Source organism: Sphingobium sp. YR768, from assembly GCF_900111125.1.
GTDB lineage: Bacteria > Pseudomonadota > Alphaproteobacteria > Sphingomonadales > Sphingomonadaceae > Sphingobium.
This window is the reverse complement of the sequence record NZ_FOGE01000005.1, coordinates 46,408-61,686: the sequence shown is the minus strand read 5'-3', so window position 1 is coordinate 61,686 and position 15,279 is coordinate 46,408. Positions and strand designations below refer to the sequence as shown.

The window sequence follows — 15,279 nt, the reverse complement described above, 5'->3', positions numbered from 1 at the left end:
CGGGCATCCACTGAGCGCCCCACAATTATACGTCATGCTGAACTTGTTTCAGCATCCATCCAACGGCCGGGTCCATTAACCAAGAGGATGAATGGACCCTGAAACAAGTTCAGGGTGACGACTGGGAATAGAGAGCAACGCAGCCCTACTCCCCATCCCGCCCATAGACGTCCGGCAAGAACTGCACCCCCTGCGCGGTCGGCACGGCGGTCAGATAGGTCAGATAGACCGGCACCGGCTGCGGCAAGGGCCTGTGCTGTTCGGGCTTGTCCCCGTCCGCGCCGATCGCCGCGCCAAAGAACCAGCGCCCCAGCCGCTGCGCATCCTCCAGCCGCACGCAGCCATTGCTGAAATGCCGGTCCGGCTTGTCGAACAAATCCCGCTGCGGCGTATCGTGCAGATAGATGCCAAGATCGTTGGGGAACATGAACTTCACCTTCCCCATGGCATTATTCCCGCCCGGCAACTGGCGCACCCGCACTTCCTGCCGCCCGGCCGCCACCGCATTCCAGTCCACAGCGCTCTGCGCCAGCGGCGCGGGGTTCGCGCTCCAGTCCGCCAGCGCCTCATAGCGCAGCCCTTTCAGCGTCCCGCCGTTCAATATCTTGGGCGCCACCTTATTCTCGACCAGATCGGGCGGAATATTCCAATAGGGGTTCAGCGTCGCATAGCGGATCATGCCCGCCATCAGCGGCGTCTGCGTCTCCTTCGTCCCGGCCACGACCTTCATCGTGCCGTCCATCGAACCCTTGCTATAGTAGAAGAGCCGCGCCGACGCCGCATCCACCACCACATGCCGGGTCCAGGGGCCGGGCAGCAACCGCGCCCGCTCCAGATTGAGCGACAACAGCCGGTCATAACGCCGTGGCCCTTCATTGATCGCCGCGATCGTCATCGCGCCCGCCACGCCATCGGGCCTCAGCCCATGATCGGTCTGGAACGCCTTCACCTTGGCGACCAGCGCCTTGTCATAGCTCGCCCCGTCCGACAGCCCCAGCCGGTGACGCAACGCGCCGATGGCATCGCTCTTGCCGCCCGGCCGCATCTTCACCCCTTCGGGCACCGGCACGGCGGGCAGATCACCCCATGTCCTGAAATAGGTCGCCCGCGCATTGCGCAACCGCATATAGAGCGGACTCATCCAGCCGGCGGTCCGGATATAGTCGGTCAGCGATGGCGTCAGCGCCGCCGCCCGCAAGATATCGGACGGGCTGGCATCCCCTGGCTCCACCTCCTTGTCGAGATAGCGCATCTTCATGCCCTTGGCCGGGCGGCGCATGTCCGAAATCAGCGAAGCGAAACTGCGCGACAGCGCCAGATCGGCCCGCGCCAGCATCTTCAGATCTCCACTGGCATCCGCCGCCTCGATCATCTGCCGCAGGTCGCGCGCATCATAGCTGCGCGGGTTCAGTCCGTCGGCATCGCTATCCTCGATGATCGCCAGCAGCGCATCGGCCTGCGGACCGATCCGGTCCTTCTCGACCCATAACGGCCAATAGCCGCGCGGCGCATAAAAATCCTTATACTTCCCCCCCACCTGCGACCGGATTTCACCGGCCACACTGGATTTCGCCGCCTGCACGGCACTTGGCTGCGCCAGCACAGGAGGCGGCAGCGCCAGCGCGATCAGCAGGCAGGGCAGAAGCGAAAGGGCGCGGCGATAGTGCCGCGCCCGAAATGCTGCGTGAATCAGCCGCGTTCTCCCCGGCGCGGCGCGGTCGGCGGCGGAGGCGGCGGGCAGGGCGGACCCTGAACCGCATGATAGATGCCATCGGCGGTATAATAGCCGTCGACATAGCCGTCGCCGTCCCGGTCGGCGGCGACGGTGCCGGCAATGGCGCCGGGGCCGACCGGCGGCGCGGTCGTGACCGGGGCTTCATTCTTGGAGCAGGCGCTCAGCGCCAACAGCCCGCCAGCGGCCAAAGCCAGATATTTGAAGTGCATAAATACTCCCTGTACGCTGGAGCAGCCGAAGCCGCCCTGCGCCGTTAGACCTTTCACCGCGACCCTTGCGGCTCGACGCTAACGTTCAGGGGCGCAATAAAATCCATTACCCGACCGAAATGACGATGAAGCGTGGCGTATCAGCGACAAAGCTTAACGCCGTGCTCCTGCGGAAGCAGGAGCCCAGAGCGGCAGGCGCTGCGCCAGAAATCTGGGCTCCTGCTTCCGCAGGAGCACCGCGCTTATTTTACCCCAGCACCCACTGCGCCGAAGGGATGCCCTGCGCATAGAGCAGCACCGACAGATCGCCATGCACGATCTCGGCAGCGGCCGCCTCACGGGTCTTGGGCTTGGCATGATAGGCAACGCCCAGCCCCGCGCCCTGGATCATCGGAATATCATTGGCGCCATCGCCGACCGCCATGGTCAGCGCCCGGTCGATCCCGCCCGCGATCGCCGCCTCCAGTTCGGTCCGCTTGCGCGCCGCATCCACGATCGGCGTGGTGACGGTGCCCAGCAGCGCGCCGTCGGCAATCTCCAGCACATTGGCGACATTCGCGTCGAAACCGATTTCTTGGGCCACCGGCCCGGTGAAGCGCGTAAAACCGCCCGACACCAGCAAGGTCGTAGCGCCTCGCGCCTTCATCGTGCGCACCAGCGCCTTGGCCCCGCCCATGATGACGACCCGCTCGGTGCGGCACTGGTCGATCGCGCTGTCGGGCAGGCCCTTGAGCAGCGCCACACGCCCATGCAGCGCGCCTTCGAAATCCAGTTCCCCGCGCATCGCCCGCTCGGTAATCTCGGCAATCTGCGGCTTGATCCCGGCATAGTCGGCCAGTTCGTCGATGCACTCGACGGTGATCATGGTCGAATCCATGTCAGCAATCAGCAGCTTCTTCTCGCGCCCCGCGACCGGCTGGACGATCACGTCCACCTTGTCACCGATACCGGTCAGCGCCGCCCGCGCCGCAACCGGATCGACCGCGAAGAAAAGATCGGCGGCCTTGCCCTCGTCCAGCCATGCGACATCGCCCGGCTGACATCCGGCATCGCGCAGCCGATCGACGCCCTGCGCAATATCCCCCTGCCCGATCGAGCCACTTGCCACTAAGGTCGCGACGAACATGTCAAACTCCGAACCAGAAACAGGCGAATCCCGCCCACGGGTCGCGCTTATTGCCGGGCCGACCGCCAGCGGCAAGAGCGCGCTGGCCATTGCCCTCGCCAAAGCCACCGGCGGCATCGTCATCAATGCCGACGCCAGTCAGGTCTATGCCGACTTGGCGATCCTGTCCGCCCGCCCCTCGGCGGAGGAAATGGGCGACGTCCCCCACCGCCTGTTCGGCCATATCGACGGCGCGGAGGCCTGCACCGCGCCCCGCTGGGCGGCCGAGGCGAAGGCGGAAATCGCCGCCGCCCATGCAGCGGGGAAGCTGCCCGTGCTGGTCGGCGGCACCGGCCTCTACATCCGCACCCTGCTGGACGGCATCGCCCCGGTGCCGGAAATCGATCCCGCTATCCGCGCTGCCGTGCGCGCTATGCCGGTCGCTGAAGCGCATGAGGCCCTCTCCCGCGAAGACCCGGAGGCCGCCGCCCGCCTCGCCCCTGCCGACACCACCCGCGTCGCCCGCGCGCTGGAGGTGGTCCGATCGACCGGCAAGCCGCTCAAGACATGGCAGCAGCATAAGGAAGGCGGCATCGGCGGCCAGATCAGCCTGACCCCGATGATCCTGCGCCCGCCGCGCGACTGGCTGATCGACCGCTGCGACCGGCGCTTCGTCCAGATGATGGAAGGCGGCGCGATCGAGGAAGTCGCCGCCCTCCTCCCCCGCAACCTCAACCCCGACCTGCCGGTGATGCGGGCGATCGGCGTGCCCGAAATCGCTGCCTATCTGAAAGGCGACAGCGACAGGGACAGTTGCATCGCGAAGGGGAGTCTCGCCACCCGCCAATATGCCAAAAGACAATATACCTGGTTTACAAACCAGCCCCCACCCGGCTGGCCACGCGAAGAATGCGCAATAGATGACAAAATTATCTCTGAATTAGTAATTAAATTACAACCATAGGGGTTGACCCGTCATTTTCTGTCCACTAGAGGCAGTCGCCTTGCCAAGGATAGCGGTTGGGCGCAAAGCACGCCCCCACATCAGCGGATTTGCATCAACGAAGGAGCATATCGTGGCCGAAAAGAGCGGCGCGGACATATTGGTTCAATGCCTGGTCGATCTGGGCGTCGAAGTCGTGTTCGGTTATCCGGGTGGCGCGGTGCTACCCATTTATGACGCGCTCTATAACCATCCCACGATCAAGCATGTGCTCGTCCGCCACGAACAGGGCGCGACGCACATGGCGGAGGGCTATGCCCGTTCGACCGGCAAGCCCGGCGTCGTTCTGGTCACGTCCGGCCCCGGCGCGACCAATGCCGTCACCGGCATCACCGACGCGCTGCTCGATTCGATCCCCATGGTCGTCATCACCGGTCAGGTGCCCACGCAACTGATCGGCACGGACGCTTTCCAGGAAGCGGACACGGTCGGCATCACGCGCCACTGCACCAAGCATAATTATCTGGTGAAGACGCCGGCCAAGCTGGCCGAGGTCGTGCATGAGGCCTTCCATATCGCCACCACCGGCCGTCCCGGCCCGGTCGTCGTCGATATTCCCAAAAATGTCCAGATCGCGACCGCGCCCTATGCGAAGCCGGAACTGAAGGTTCACGCCAGCTATCACCCGCAGACGAAGGCCGATGCGTCGGCGATCGACGCGGCGGTCGAGATGCTGGCCGCAGCCGAACGCCCGATCCTCTACACTGGCGGCGGCGTCATCAACTCCGGCCCGCAGGCCAGCGCCTTGCTGCGTGAACTGGCCGCGCTGACCGGCGCGCCTGTCACCTCGACCCTGATGGGTCTGGGCGCCTTCCCGGCATCGTCCGACCAGTGGGTCGGCATGCTGGGCATGCATGGCACCTATGAAGCCAATTGGGCGATGAACCAAGCGGACCTGATCCTGTGCATCGGCGCCCGCTTCGACGATCGCGTCACCGGACGCCTCGATGCCTTCGCGCCTAACAGCAAGAAGATCCACATCGACATCGACCGCAGTTCGATCAACAAGATCGTCGACGTCGACGTGCCCGTGGTCGCTGACATCGCCAGCGCGCTGGACGACATGATCGCCCTGTGGAAGCAGCGCAACCACCAGAAGGTCGACCTGACCGAATGGTGGGCGCGCATCGCCGGCTGGCGCGCGAAAAAGTCGCTCGACTATGCCGAAGGCGGCGCGGAAATCATGCCCCAGCGCGCAATCGCGGACCTCTATGCCGCGACCAAGGCGACCGGCAAGGATGTCATCATCACCACCGAAGTCGGCCAGCATCAGATGTGGGCTGCCCAGCATTTCGGCTTCGATGCCCCCAACAAATGGCTGACCTCGGGCGGCCTCGGCACGATGGGCTATGGCTTCCCGGCCGCCATCGGCGCGCAGATGGGCAACCCCGACAGCATCACCATCTGCATCGCGGGCGACGCCTCGATCCAGATGAACATTCAGGAACTGGGCACCGCCAGCCAATATCGCCTGCCGGTCAAGATCTTCATCCTGAACAATGAATATATGGGCATGGTCCGCCAGTGGCAGGAACTGACCTATGAAAGCCGTTACTCCAACAGCTATTCGGACAGCCTGCCCGATTTCGTGAAGTTGGGCGAAGCCTATGGCTGGACCGGCATCCGTATCGAAGGACCGCAGGAACTGGAGGCCGGCATCCGCCAGATGCTGGAAACCGACGGCCCGGTAATCGTCGATTGCCGCGTCGCCAAGCTCAGCAACTGCTTCCCGATGATCCCGTCGGGCGCGGCGCACACCGAAATGCTGCTCGATCCCAGCCAGGTAAAGGGCAGCATGACCGACGAGGCGAAGGCGCTGGTGTGACGCAGCATCTGATGCTCCGCATCCATGTGACGGAGCCCTGGGATTTCGAAAGGATCGCGGGCACGGCCGAACTCACCGGCTGGACCACCGATCATGCCGACCCGGACAATGAGGAATGGGAAGTGCATCTGGACGAGGGGTTCGACTTTAACGAGCGGCATGTCGGCACCATGCTGGTCAGCCCCCGTTATGTGGGCGAACATCTGACCCGCATGTTCGATGCCGTGGCGGGCTTTCCGGTCCGCCTCGCCCACCGACAGGATGATGGCTGGCAATATGCCTTCGCCGCAATGATTTCGCAGCGTCCTTCGGATGAGGGACACGAAGACCAGGATAATGGGGCAATCTGATGCATATCCAGGAAGAATTGAGCCAGCGACACGTTCTGTCGCTGACCGTTTCCAACGAAGCGGGCATCTTGGCGCGCATTGCGGGCCTGTTCACCGCGCGCGGCTATAATATCGACAGCCTGACCGTGGCGGACATTACGGCCGATCATGGCGTCAGCCGCATCACCATCGTCACCAACGGCCCGCCCAAGGTGATCGACCAGATCATCGCCCAGCTCGACCGTCTGGTGCCGGTGCACAAGGTGACGGACCTCACCGAAAACGGCCCCTTCGTCGAGCGCGAACTGGCGTTGGTCAAGGTCGCGGGCATTGGCGAGGACCGGATCGAGGCGCTGCGTCTGGCCGACGTGTTCCGCGCCAAGGTGGTCGACACCACGATCGAAAGCTTCATCTTCGAAATCACCGGCACGACGGAGAAGGTCGACAATTTCGTCGGCCTGATGCGTCAGATCGGCCTGGTCGAAGTCGGCCGCACCGGCGTCGTCGGCCTGATCCGCGGCAAGGAAGCGAACTGAGGATTTGACCCCTCTCCCACCGGGAGAGGGAGGGGCCCGCCGCGCAGCGGTGGGAGGGTGAGGGCGACGCAAGCGCCAACGCCCGGTGGTTCCCCCTCACCAACTTCGACTGGGGCCTGTCGGCCCAAGTCTTCGTATCCTCTCCCTCCAGGGAGAGGGTCAGGATATGAAAAGGGAAGACAGACAATGAAGGTTTATTACGATCGCGACGCGGATATCGGCCTGATCAAGGGCAAGAAGGTCGCCATATTGGGCTATGGTTCGCAGGGTCATGCCCATGCGCAGAACCTGCGTGACTCGGGCGTTGCCGAAGTGTGCATTGCCCTGCGCGCCGGTTCGCCGTCCGCCAAGAAGGCCGAAGGCGCAGGCTTCAAGGTTCTGCCCAACGCGCAAGCCGCCGCCTGGGCCGACGTGTTCATGATCCTGGCGCCCGACGAGCATCAGGCCGCCATCTACGCTTCCGACGTGCACGAAAATCTGCGCCCCGGCGCGGCGCTGGCCTTCGCCCATGGCCTGAACGTCCATTTCGGCCTGATCGAACCGCGCAAGGACGTGGACGTCATCATGATCGCGCCCAAGGGCCCCGGTCACACCGTGCGCGGCGAATATCAGCGCGGCGGCGGCGTGCCCTGCCTGATCGCGATCCATCAGGACGCCACCGGCAACGCCCACGACATCGCCCTGTCCTACGCTTCGGGCGTCGGCGGCGGCCGCAGTGGCATCATCGAAACCAACTTCCGTGAAGAATGCGAAACCGACCTGTTCGGTGAGCAGGCCGTGCTGTGCGGCGGCGCCACCGCGCTGGTGCAGGCTGGTTTCGAAACCCTGGTCGAAGCCGGCTACGCGCCGGAAATGGCCTATTTCGAATGCCTCCACGAACTGAAGCTGATCGTCGACCTGATGTATGAAGGCGGCATCGCCAACATGCGCTACTCGATCTCGAACACCGCCGAATATGGCGATATCAAGACCGGCCCGCGCATCATCACCGAAGAAACCAAGAAAGAAATGAAGCGCGTTCTGGCCGACATCCAGTCGGGCCGCTTCGTCAAGGACTTCGTGCTCGACAACCGCGCCGGCCAGCCGGAGCTGAAGGCCAGCCGCATCGCCGCCCAGCGTCACCCGATCGAAGAGACCGGTTCGAAGCTGCGCGCCATGATGCCCTGGATCAGCGCCAATAAGCTGGTCGATCAGGAAAAGAACTGATCCGGCCTCCCCTTCCCTGCAAAGGGAGGGGGGCAGGACAGCAAAAAAGGGGCGCCCCGCATTGCGAGGCGCCCCTTTTCTTTGGAATATGGCGCTTCAAATATGATCCGTTCGCCCTGAGCCTGTCGAAGGGCCCAGCGGAGGTAATTCACGACCGCCCGCTATCCTTCCGCGCCAGCCGCTGCCCCGTCACCAAAGTCTGCAAAACGAACAGGATGATCAGGATCGCGCCCACCCCACCCACAAAAATGTCAAAACCCGACCATAGGCCGAACAGCCCCGGCCCTGCGCCCAGCACCATCATCATCACCGTCAGCGCGATCAGCACCAGCCGCAATTCGGTCGGCCCCGCCGACAGATAGGACAGCTTGAACTCGCCGATGACCCGCGCCGACAGATAGGCGTGGATCGACAGCAGCAGATAGCCCGCCAGCGTGATCAGCGCGACGTCCATCGTCACGAACGGGCTGAGGCCGATGCCCGCCAAAATCAGCAGCGTGGCCAGCCCATCGCAGCTATGATCGATGAAATAGCCGTAGGATGGCCGCTCGACATGGCGGAACCGCGCCAGACTGCCGTCCATCGAGTCCCCAAACCACTGAACCACATAGCCCATGATCGACAGCAGCAGCCATGCCGGGCCGATATTGCTGGCGACATAGCCGACGAAGATCATCAGCGCGCCGACCATGCCGGTGCTGGTCAGCACATCGGGCGTGACCCAGGCCGGCATCCGCGCGCACAGCCAGTTCAGCAGGCGCCGTTCGCTGGCCGCCAGCCAGTTCTGCTGGATGCGGTCGAGTTGGTTCGTGGCCGCCTGATTTGAGGATGGTCTTTGAATTGTCATAATGTCCCATGGAGAAATGTGCGCCATCGGGCAAGCGATACCGGTGGCAGCACGCCCGTCAGACCGTCCGAACGCATCGATTTCCAGACGGAAACCCCATAAAACCGGTTCGTTACGGGGAACGATCCGTTTCCGGTTACGGCTATGGCGCTTGTCGAGCGCGCGGCTTATTCTCACCGCATCCCTTGAGCCTTTGTGGAGTCCTTTTTTCATGCGTAAGTTTCTGATCCCCGCCGCCGCCCTCGTCGCCATCGCCGGCGGTACTGTCGTCATTGCACAGGCCCCCGCCTCGGCGCCCGGCACCAAGGATGTCGCCAAGGTCACCGGCGGCACCTACACCGTCGATGGCGGCCATACGCAGGTGCTGTTCGCCTATGACCATATGGGCTTCACCAACAATATGGGCATCTTCGCCCAGCCGACCGGCACGCTGACGCTGGACAAGGCCAATCTTTCCGCGTCGAAGGTCAGCATCGAACTGCCGATCGCGGGCCTCAAGACCGGCATCCCCGCGCTCGACGAACATCTGCTGAAGCCCGACTTCTTCGATGGCGCGAAATTCCCGACCGCAACCTTCGTGTCCACCGCCGTCAAGGCTGAAGGCACCAGCGCCACCATCACCGGCAACCTGACGATCAAGGGCGTGACCAAGCCGGTGACGCTGGACGCCGAATTTTACGGTGCGGGCGCCAACCCGATGAACAAGAAGGAAAATGTCGGCTTCGTCGCGACCGGTTCGATCAAGCGCAGCGAATTTGGCATGGGCGGTTATGTCCCCGTCGTGGGCGACACCGTCGAGCTGAAGATCATCGCCGGCTTCCAGAAGTAAGCATCATGCGCCGCCCGGCACGGCTTCTCCTGCTTTTGAGCATGGGGATGCTTGTGCCGGCGGCATCGGGCCAGGCGCCTGAACACAGGCCGGTATCGGGGCCTGAACAAAGGCCCGCACAAGCGCCTGCGTCACTCTATGCCCCCGGCCATTATCTGGTCGACAGTGCGGCTACACGGGTGCATTTCCATGTGAAGGCGCTGGTCGGCGGCTACGACGGCGATTTCGTCGCGCCCGAAGGGGCGGTGGTGATCACGCCCGAACATCCTGATCGCGCCTCCATCGACATCCGGTTCCCGGTCGACAAACTGACCACCGGCGATAGTTCGACCGACGCCATGCTGAAAGGGGACAGCTTCTTCGACGGCGCGAAATTCCCGACCATCCGCTTCGCCGCGCAGGACGCGCCACTGGCGACGCCTGACACGCCCACAGCCATAGCCGGCGAACTCACCATGCATGGGCAAACCCGCCCCGTCACCCTGTCCGTCCGTCTGGCCGGCGTCACCCCGGATGAAGCGCCCGGCCTGTCGGTGCTGCATTTCACCGGCACCCTGTCGATCGAGCGCAGCCAATTCGGCATGGGCTTTGGCCGCCCCTTCGTTTCCGACAAGGTCGACCTCAGCATCGACGCAATTTTCCATCGCTCCTGATCGACGCCACGAAAGAAACGGCTTTACGGCCACCCCTCCCCGCGTTTATGGGGGCAACATCATGCAGCGCGCCAGCCTTCTTACCCTGCTACGACTTACACGCCCTTAGGCGTGGCTTTTGTGCTGCCTTCCGGCTAAGGGCAGCGTTGATCCGCCTAAGGGCATCCAGAACAGTCAAGTCGTACACCGGGAGCGCGCAATCGCGCCCCGTTGCAGGAAGTAGTTTGATCCCATGATGCTGACCGATCCCTCGCAGAAATATCGCGCTTTCCCGCAGATCGATCTGCCCAACCGCCAATGGCCCTCGAATGTCATCACGAAGGCCCCTCGCTGGCTGTCGACCGACATGCGCGACGGCAACCAGTCGCTGATCGACCCGATGAACGCGGAAAAGAAGCGCCGTTTCTTCGACCTGCTGCTCAAGGTGGGCGTCAAGGAAATCGAAGTCGGCTTCCCCAGCGCCGGCGCGACCGAGTTCGACTTCATCTCCGGCCTGGTCCAGACCGGCGCGATCCCCGACGACGTGATGCCGCAGGTGCTGACGCAGGCGCGCGCCGACCTGATCGCCACCACCTTCGAAAGCCTGCGCGGCGCGAAACAGGCGATCGTCCACGTCTACAACGCCATTTCGCCCGCATGGCGCAACATCGTGTTCCAGATGGAACGGCCGGAGATCAAGCAGATCGCCGTCAACGCCGCCAAGCTGCTGCGTGACCATGCCGCGGCCCAGCCCGACACCGACTGGCATTTCGAATATTCGCCCGAAACCTTCTCGACCGCCGAACTGGATTTCAGCCTGGAATGTTGTGAAGCGGTGATCGACATTCTCCAGCCGACGCCCGACCGTCCGCTGATCCTGAACCTGCCCGCCACTGTCGAATGTGCGACGGCCAACATCTATGCCGACCAGATCGAATGGATCTGCCGCAATATCTCCAGGCGCGACAGCGTGGTGATCTCGCTGCACACCCATAATGACCGGGGCACCGGCGTCGCCGCCGCCGAACTGGGCATCATGGCCGGCGCCGACCGTGTCGAAGGCTGCCTGTTCGGCAATGGCGAACGCACCGGCAATTGCGATCTGGTGACGGTCGCGCTGAACATGTACACGCAGGGCATCAATCCGGGCCTGGACTTCAGCGATATCGACGAAGTCATCCAGACCGTCGAATATTGCAACCAGCTGCCGGTCCATCCGCGCCATCCCTATGCCGGCGAACTGGTGTTCACCGCCTTCTCCGGCTCGCATCAGGACGCGATCAAGAAGGGCTTTGCCGCGCAGGAAGCGCGCAACGACCTGATCTGGAACGTCCCCTATCTGCCGATCGATCCCAAGGATCTGGGCCGCGACTATGAAGCGGTGATCCGCGTCAATTCGCAGTCGGGCAAGGGCGGCGTCGCCTGGGTGCTGCAACAGGATAAGGGCTATAAGCTGCCCAAGCGGATGCAGGCCGACTTCTCGAAGGTGGTGCAGGCGCTGGCCGACGGCTCCAGCCGCGAACTCAACGCCGCCGACATTTCGGCCGCCTTCGACGTCCATTATCACCAGACCGGCGACCAGCCCTATGCGTTGATCGACTATCATGAAAGCGGCGCGGCGGGCGACCGCATCTTCACTGGCAAGATCGGCTATGAAGGCGGCGAACGGAGCATTTCCGGGCGCGGCAACGGCCTGCTCTCCTCGGTGCTGGCCGCCCTGCGCGACGAACTGGGCGTGACCCTGGAAATCGCCGACTATAGCGAACATGCGATCGGCGCGGGCAGCGACGTGAACGCCGCCGCCTATGTCGAATGCCGCACGCCCGACGGCCGCACCGTCTTCGGCGTCGGCACCGACAGCGACGTCGCCACCGCATCGGTCAAGGCCGTGCTGTCGGCCGCCAACGGGATCGCGGTGCGGGGTTAAGTCGGCCCACCAGAACTGCCGTGTTCCTGCGAAAGCAGGAACCCAGTTCAGCGCTTTCGATAATAACAAACCTTGGAACTGGGCTCCTGCTTTCGCAGGAGCACGGTCTTCCCTATTTCGCCAGCGCCCGAACCACCCGGTCCCACTGCTCCAGCGATTCCGCAATGCCCGCCACCGGCACCCGCTCGTTCAGGCCATGGGCGAAGCCGTCCTCCGCCTTCATGAACAGGCTGGACACGCCATAGCTCGGCACGCCCAGCGCCCGGAAATAGAGGCTGTCGGTCGCCCCCGCCGACATGCCCGGCATCACCGTCACCCCCGGCGCGCGCGCGGTCACGGCGTCCTTCACCGCCTTCATCACGTCCGCCCGCAAGGGTGAGGCGTCACTGGCCAAAGGATCGCCCAGCGTCTTCACCGTGGCGCTGGGATCATTGACCACCTTCACCAGTTGCGCCTTCACCTGATCGATCGTCACGCCGGGGAAGATGCGGCAATTCACATCCACCTTAGCGCTCTGCGGCAGAGCGTTCAGCGCATGCCCCGCCTGCACCATCGTCGCGACGCAGGTGGTGCGCACCTGCCCGATAAATTCCGGCCGGCTCGACAGCAATTCCGCCGCCGCGCCATCGCCCGTCTCCGCATAGCGCCGCATCGCCTGCCCCACCTCGCCACCGATCCGGTCGGCGGACAGCGCCAGCGACGCCCTGGTCAGTTCATTGCGCATCGGCGGGAATTGATAGGCGGCAATCGCGTCGATCGCCTTCGCCATGCGATAGATGGGATTGCCCGGCGTCGGCGCGCTCGAATGGCCACCCGCATCGGTGAAGGCGAATTCGAAGTCAGCATAGCTCTTCTCGCCCGCCTGCAACTGATACAGGACCGGCTTGCCCTCGTCATTCAGCAACCCGCCGCCGCCATCGCCATTCAGCAGCAATTCCAGATCCTTATATTGCTGCGACAGCACCTTGGTCGTCACCATGTCGGTTTCTTCGTCCCCCGACAGCAGCAATATGGTGGTGCGGCGCGGCTTCCACCCTTCTTTCTTCAGCTGCGCCATGGTCGCGACCATCATCGCGACGTCATATTTATTATCCTCCGACCCGCGCCCGAAAATATAGCCATTCTCTTCCACCGGGACGAAGGGATCGCGGGTCCAGTCCGCCCGGTTCGCCGCCACCACATCCATATGGCCGATCAGCGCCATGGGCTTGAGCGTCGGGTCGCTGCCCCGGATCGTCGCCGCCAGCGTCGCCGTCTCGCCCATCGGCGTGATCACGATATCCGCCTCGGCAAAGCCCGCCGCCTTCAGCACCGACGCATAATAGGCCGCCAGCTTGGGCACATTGCCTTCACCCTGCACCGTCTTCACCGCGATGGAGCGCATCAATATGGCCTTGGCCGCGCCCGCATCCGCCGCCGCAAAGGCCCCTTGCGGCACGGCCAGCAAAGCAGCCCCCAGAAACACGCCCCGCATCACCATATATTTGCACTCCTTGATGGACCGATGCCGCATCTGTGGCATAGCGGACCGGCCGGGCCAATGCGTTTGACCCAGTTGCACGGAAAGAGGGCCACCTTATCCGCGCGCTTTACCCACATTGTACACCCGTAAAGAATTGCTTGCGCGCAATCGGATCGCAGACATCCGATATGGCCGCCATTCGCCCAGAGGAAAGACAGATGGCCCTCCATTATCGCAGTTTCGGATTTCAGGTCTTGGTCGGCATGGCCGTGGGGCTGGCGCTCGGCCTCGTCGCGCGTCAGATCGGCGCGGGTCCGGATGGCGATCTCAACTGGCTGGCGACCGCGCTCAAGACCACGGGATCGATCTTCGTCTCCCTGCTGAAGGCGATCGTGCCGCCGCTCGTCTTCGCCGCCATCGTCGCGTCGATCGCCAATCTGCGCGCGCTGGACAATGCCGCGCGCCTCGCCGGGCAAACCCTCCTCTGGTTCGCCATCACCGCCCTGATCGCGGTGGCCATCGGCATCGCCATCGGCGTCATCGTCCAGCCGGGCATCGGCCTCAGCAGCGCGGCGCTGGCCGCCAAGCAACCGGACTCGGTCGGCGGCTGGCTCGATTTCCTGAAAGGCCTCGTCCCCGGCAACAGCCTGGCCCTGTCGGCCGGCACCAAGATCACGGACGGATCGGCCAGCACCACGCTCTCTTTCAACATCCTGCAATTGCTGGTCATTTCGATCGCGGTGGGTCTCGCCACGCTCAAGGTCGGGGAAAAGGCCGACGCCTTCCTCGCCTTCGTCCGCTCGCTGCTCGCGGTCGTGCGCGCCATTTTGGGCTGGGTCATCCGCCTGACGCCGGTCGGCTCGGCCGCGCTGATCGGCACCGCCGTCGCCACCTATGGCTGGAGCGCACTCGCCCAGCTTGGCACCTTCACCGCCGCCATCTATCTCGGCCTCGCGCTGGTGCTGCTGGTCGTCTACCCGACGTTGCTGATCGCCAATGGCCTCAAGCCCGGCCCCTTCTTCGCCAAGGCATGGCCCGCCATCCAACTCGCCTTCGTCTCGCGCTCCTCGGTCGGCACCCTGCCCGTCACCGAAGCCGTGACCGAACGCCTCGGCGTGGACAGGGGCTATGCCGCCTTCGCCATCCCGCTGGCCTCGACCACCAAGATGGACGGCTGCGCGTCGATCTATCCCGCGCTGGCGGCGATCTTCGTCGCGGGATTCTACGGCATACCGCTCCACTTCATCGACTATGCGCTGATCGTCTTCGTCTCGGTGATCGGATCGGCCGCCACCGCAGGCCTTACCGGCGCGATCGTGATGCTGACCCTGACCCTTTCGACCCTCGGCCTGCCATTGGAAGGCGCCGGCCTGCTGCTCGCCATCGATCCCATCCTCGACATGGGCCGCACCGCCGTCAACGTCGCGGGGCAGGTGCTGGTCGGCGTGATCGTCGCCAAGCGCGAAGGGATTTTGGACGAGCGCGCTTATTATGGCGAGGGGGCGTTGGCGACGGCTTAGGAGCGGCTCGCTCTCCCGGAACCTATCCCCGCCGAAAATGGGCGCAGCGTCCACAAACCCTTGAAATACCCATATGGTAAGGCTGTCCCTCTCGGGCGACGATCGAAACCATAA

General features: G+C 63.9%; 14 protein-coding genes. 9 read left to right on the top strand and 5 right to left on the bottom strand.

Going from position 1 to position 15,279, the window contains the following annotated elements; genetic code table 11:
• Positions 1-145: 145 nt before the first annotated feature.
• The 3 genes from BMX92_RS08735 to serB all read right to left on the bottom strand — a co-directional run bounded on the left by BMX92_RS08735 (position 146) and on the right by serB (position 3,070).
• Positions 146-1,633: a L,D-transpeptidase family protein gene (locus BMX92_RS08735; protein WP_093015152.1), complete on the bottom strand. Its 1,488-nt coding sequence runs from the start codon at positions 1,631-1,633 to the stop codon at positions 146-148.
• Between the two features lie 56 nt (positions 1,634-1,689).
• Positions 1,690-1,944 (bottom strand): hypothetical protein, encoded by a 255-nt coding sequence (locus BMX92_RS08730; protein WP_093015149.1) that lies wholly within the window; start codon positions 1,942-1,944, stop codon positions 1,690-1,692.
• Between the two features lie 247 nt (positions 1,945-2,191).
• Complete coding sequence (gene serB / locus BMX92_RS08725) at positions 2,192-3,070, bottom strand: phosphoserine phosphatase SerB (RefSeq protein WP_093015146.1); 879 nt, start codon at positions 3,068-3,070, stop codon at positions 2,192-2,194.
• Here serB and miaA point away from each other — a divergent pair.
• From miaA to ilvC, 5 genes are all read left to right on the top strand, one after another.
• On the top strand, positions 3,069-4,013 hold the full coding sequence (miaA, locus tag BMX92_RS08720) for a tRNA (adenosine(37)-N6)-dimethylallyltransferase MiaA (RefSeq protein ID WP_093015143.1): 945 nt from the start codon (positions 3,069-3,071) through the stop codon (positions 4,011-4,013). The two genes, serB and miaA, sit on opposite strands and share 2 nt — an antisense overlap.
• 112 nt (positions 4,014-4,125) lie before the next feature.
• On the top strand, positions 4,126-5,877 hold the full coding sequence (locus tag BMX92_RS08715; protein WP_093015140.1) for an acetolactate synthase 3 large subunit: 1,752 nt from the start codon (positions 4,126-4,128) through the stop codon (positions 5,875-5,877).
• Positions 5,874-6,227 carry a hypothetical protein gene (locus tag BMX92_RS08710; protein ID WP_093015060.1) on the top strand — a complete coding sequence of 118 codons (354 nt, stop codon included), beginning with the start codon at positions 5,874-5,876 and terminating at the stop codon, positions 6,225-6,227. Before BMX92_RS08715 ends, BMX92_RS08710 begins: the two co-directional genes overlap by 4 nt.
• On the top strand, positions 6,227-6,742 hold the full coding sequence (ilvN, locus tag BMX92_RS08705) for an acetolactate synthase small subunit (RefSeq protein WP_093015057.1): 516 nt from the start codon (positions 6,227-6,229) through the stop codon (positions 6,740-6,742). The genes BMX92_RS08710 and ilvN overlap by 1 nt, the downstream gene beginning before the upstream one ends.
• 186 nt (positions 6,743-6,928) lie before the next feature.
• A complete protein-coding gene (ilvC, locus tag BMX92_RS08700) occupies positions 6,929-7,948 on the top strand; it encodes a ketol-acid reductoisomerase (protein WP_093015054.1) in 1,020 nt (339 codons plus the stop codon).
• Between the two features lie 148 nt (positions 7,949-8,096).
• Here ilvC and BMX92_RS08695 read toward each other — a convergent pair whose 3' ends face one another.
• Positions 8,097-8,795: a CDP-alcohol phosphatidyltransferase family protein gene (locus BMX92_RS08695; RefSeq protein WP_093015051.1), complete on the bottom strand. Its 699-nt coding sequence runs from the start codon at positions 8,793-8,795 to the stop codon at positions 8,097-8,099.
• 211 nt (positions 8,796-9,006) lie between these two features.
• On the opposite strand from BMX92_RS08695, the gene BMX92_RS08690 reads away from it, so the two are divergent.
• The 3 genes from BMX92_RS08690 to leuA all read left to right on the top strand — a co-directional run bounded on the left by BMX92_RS08690 (position 9,007) and on the right by leuA (position 12,183).
• Positions 9,007-9,624, top strand: a complete 618-nt coding sequence (locus BMX92_RS08690; protein WP_093015048.1) for a YceI family protein — start codon at positions 9,007-9,009, stop codon at positions 9,622-9,624.
• 47 nt (positions 9,625-9,671) lie between these two features.
• Positions 9,672-10,277, top strand: coding sequence for a YceI family protein (locus tag BMX92_RS08685; RefSeq protein ID WP_256213348.1), 606 nt, complete (start codon positions 9,672-9,674; stop codon positions 10,275-10,277).
• A gap of 232 nt (positions 10,278-10,509) precedes the next feature.
• Positions 10,510-12,183 (top strand): 2-isopropylmalate synthase, encoded by a 1,674-nt coding sequence (gene leuA, locus BMX92_RS08680; RefSeq protein ID WP_093015043.1) that lies wholly within the window; start codon positions 10,510-10,512, stop codon positions 12,181-12,183.
• 112 nt (positions 12,184-12,295) lie between these two features.
• On the opposite strand, the gene BMX92_RS08675 is transcribed toward leuA, so the two are convergent.
• Positions 12,296-13,663: a M20/M25/M40 family metallo-hydrolase gene (locus tag BMX92_RS08675; RefSeq protein WP_093015594.1), complete on the bottom strand. Its 1,368-nt coding sequence runs from the start codon at positions 13,661-13,663 to the stop codon at positions 12,296-12,298.
• A gap of 200 nt (positions 13,664-13,863) precedes the next feature.
• On the opposite strand from BMX92_RS08675, the gene BMX92_RS08670 reads away from it, so the two are divergent.
• Positions 13,864-15,165, top strand: coding sequence for a dicarboxylate/amino acid:cation symporter (locus BMX92_RS08670; RefSeq protein WP_093015040.1), 1,302 nt, complete (start codon positions 13,864-13,866; stop codon positions 15,163-15,165).
• The last annotated feature ends 114 nt before the right edge of the window (positions 15,166-15,279 follow it).

What these genes read in the sequence shown, in the direction of transcription:
- BMX92_RS08730 (WP_093015149.1), bottom strand. Translation starts at nt 1,944, where the DNA reads ATGCACTTCAAATATCTGGCTTTGGCCGCTGGCGGGCTGTTGGCGCTG.
- miaA (WP_093015143.1), top strand. Translation starts at nt 3,069, where the DNA reads ATGTCAAACTCCGAACCAGAAACAGGCGAATCCCGCCCACGGGTCGCG.
- serB (WP_093015146.1), bottom strand. Translation starts at nt 3,070, where the DNA reads ATGTTCGTCGCGACCTTAGTGGCAAGTGGCTCGATCGGGCAGGGGGAT.
- ilvN (WP_093015057.1), top strand. Translation starts at nt 6,227, where the DNA reads ATGCATATCCAGGAAGAATTGAGCCAGCGACACGTTCTGTCGCTGACC.
- ilvC (WP_093015054.1), top strand. Translation starts at nt 6,929, where the DNA reads ATGAAGGTTTATTACGATCGCGACGCGGATATCGGCCTGATCAAGGGC.
- BMX92_RS08695 (WP_093015051.1), bottom strand. Translation starts at nt 8,795, where the DNA reads ATGACAATTCAAAGACCATCCTCAAATCAGGCGGCCACGAACCAACTC.
- BMX92_RS08690 (WP_093015048.1), top strand. Translation starts at nt 9,007, where the DNA reads ATGCGTAAGTTTCTGATCCCCGCCGCCGCCCTCGTCGCCATCGCCGGC.
- BMX92_RS08685 (WP_256213348.1), top strand. Translation starts at nt 9,672, where the DNA reads ATGCTTGTGCCGGCGGCATCGGGCCAGGCGCCTGAACACAGGCCGGTA.
- leuA (WP_093015043.1), top strand. Translation starts at nt 10,510, where the DNA reads ATGATGCTGACCGATCCCTCGCAGAAATATCGCGCTTTCCCGCAGATC.
- BMX92_RS08675 (WP_093015594.1), bottom strand. Translation starts at nt 13,663, where the DNA reads ATGGTGATGCGGGGCGTGTTTCTGGGGGCTGCTTTGCTGGCCGTGCCG.
- BMX92_RS08670 (WP_093015040.1), top strand. Translation starts at nt 13,864, where the DNA reads ATGGCCCTCCATTATCGCAGTTTCGGATTTCAGGTCTTGGTCGGCATG.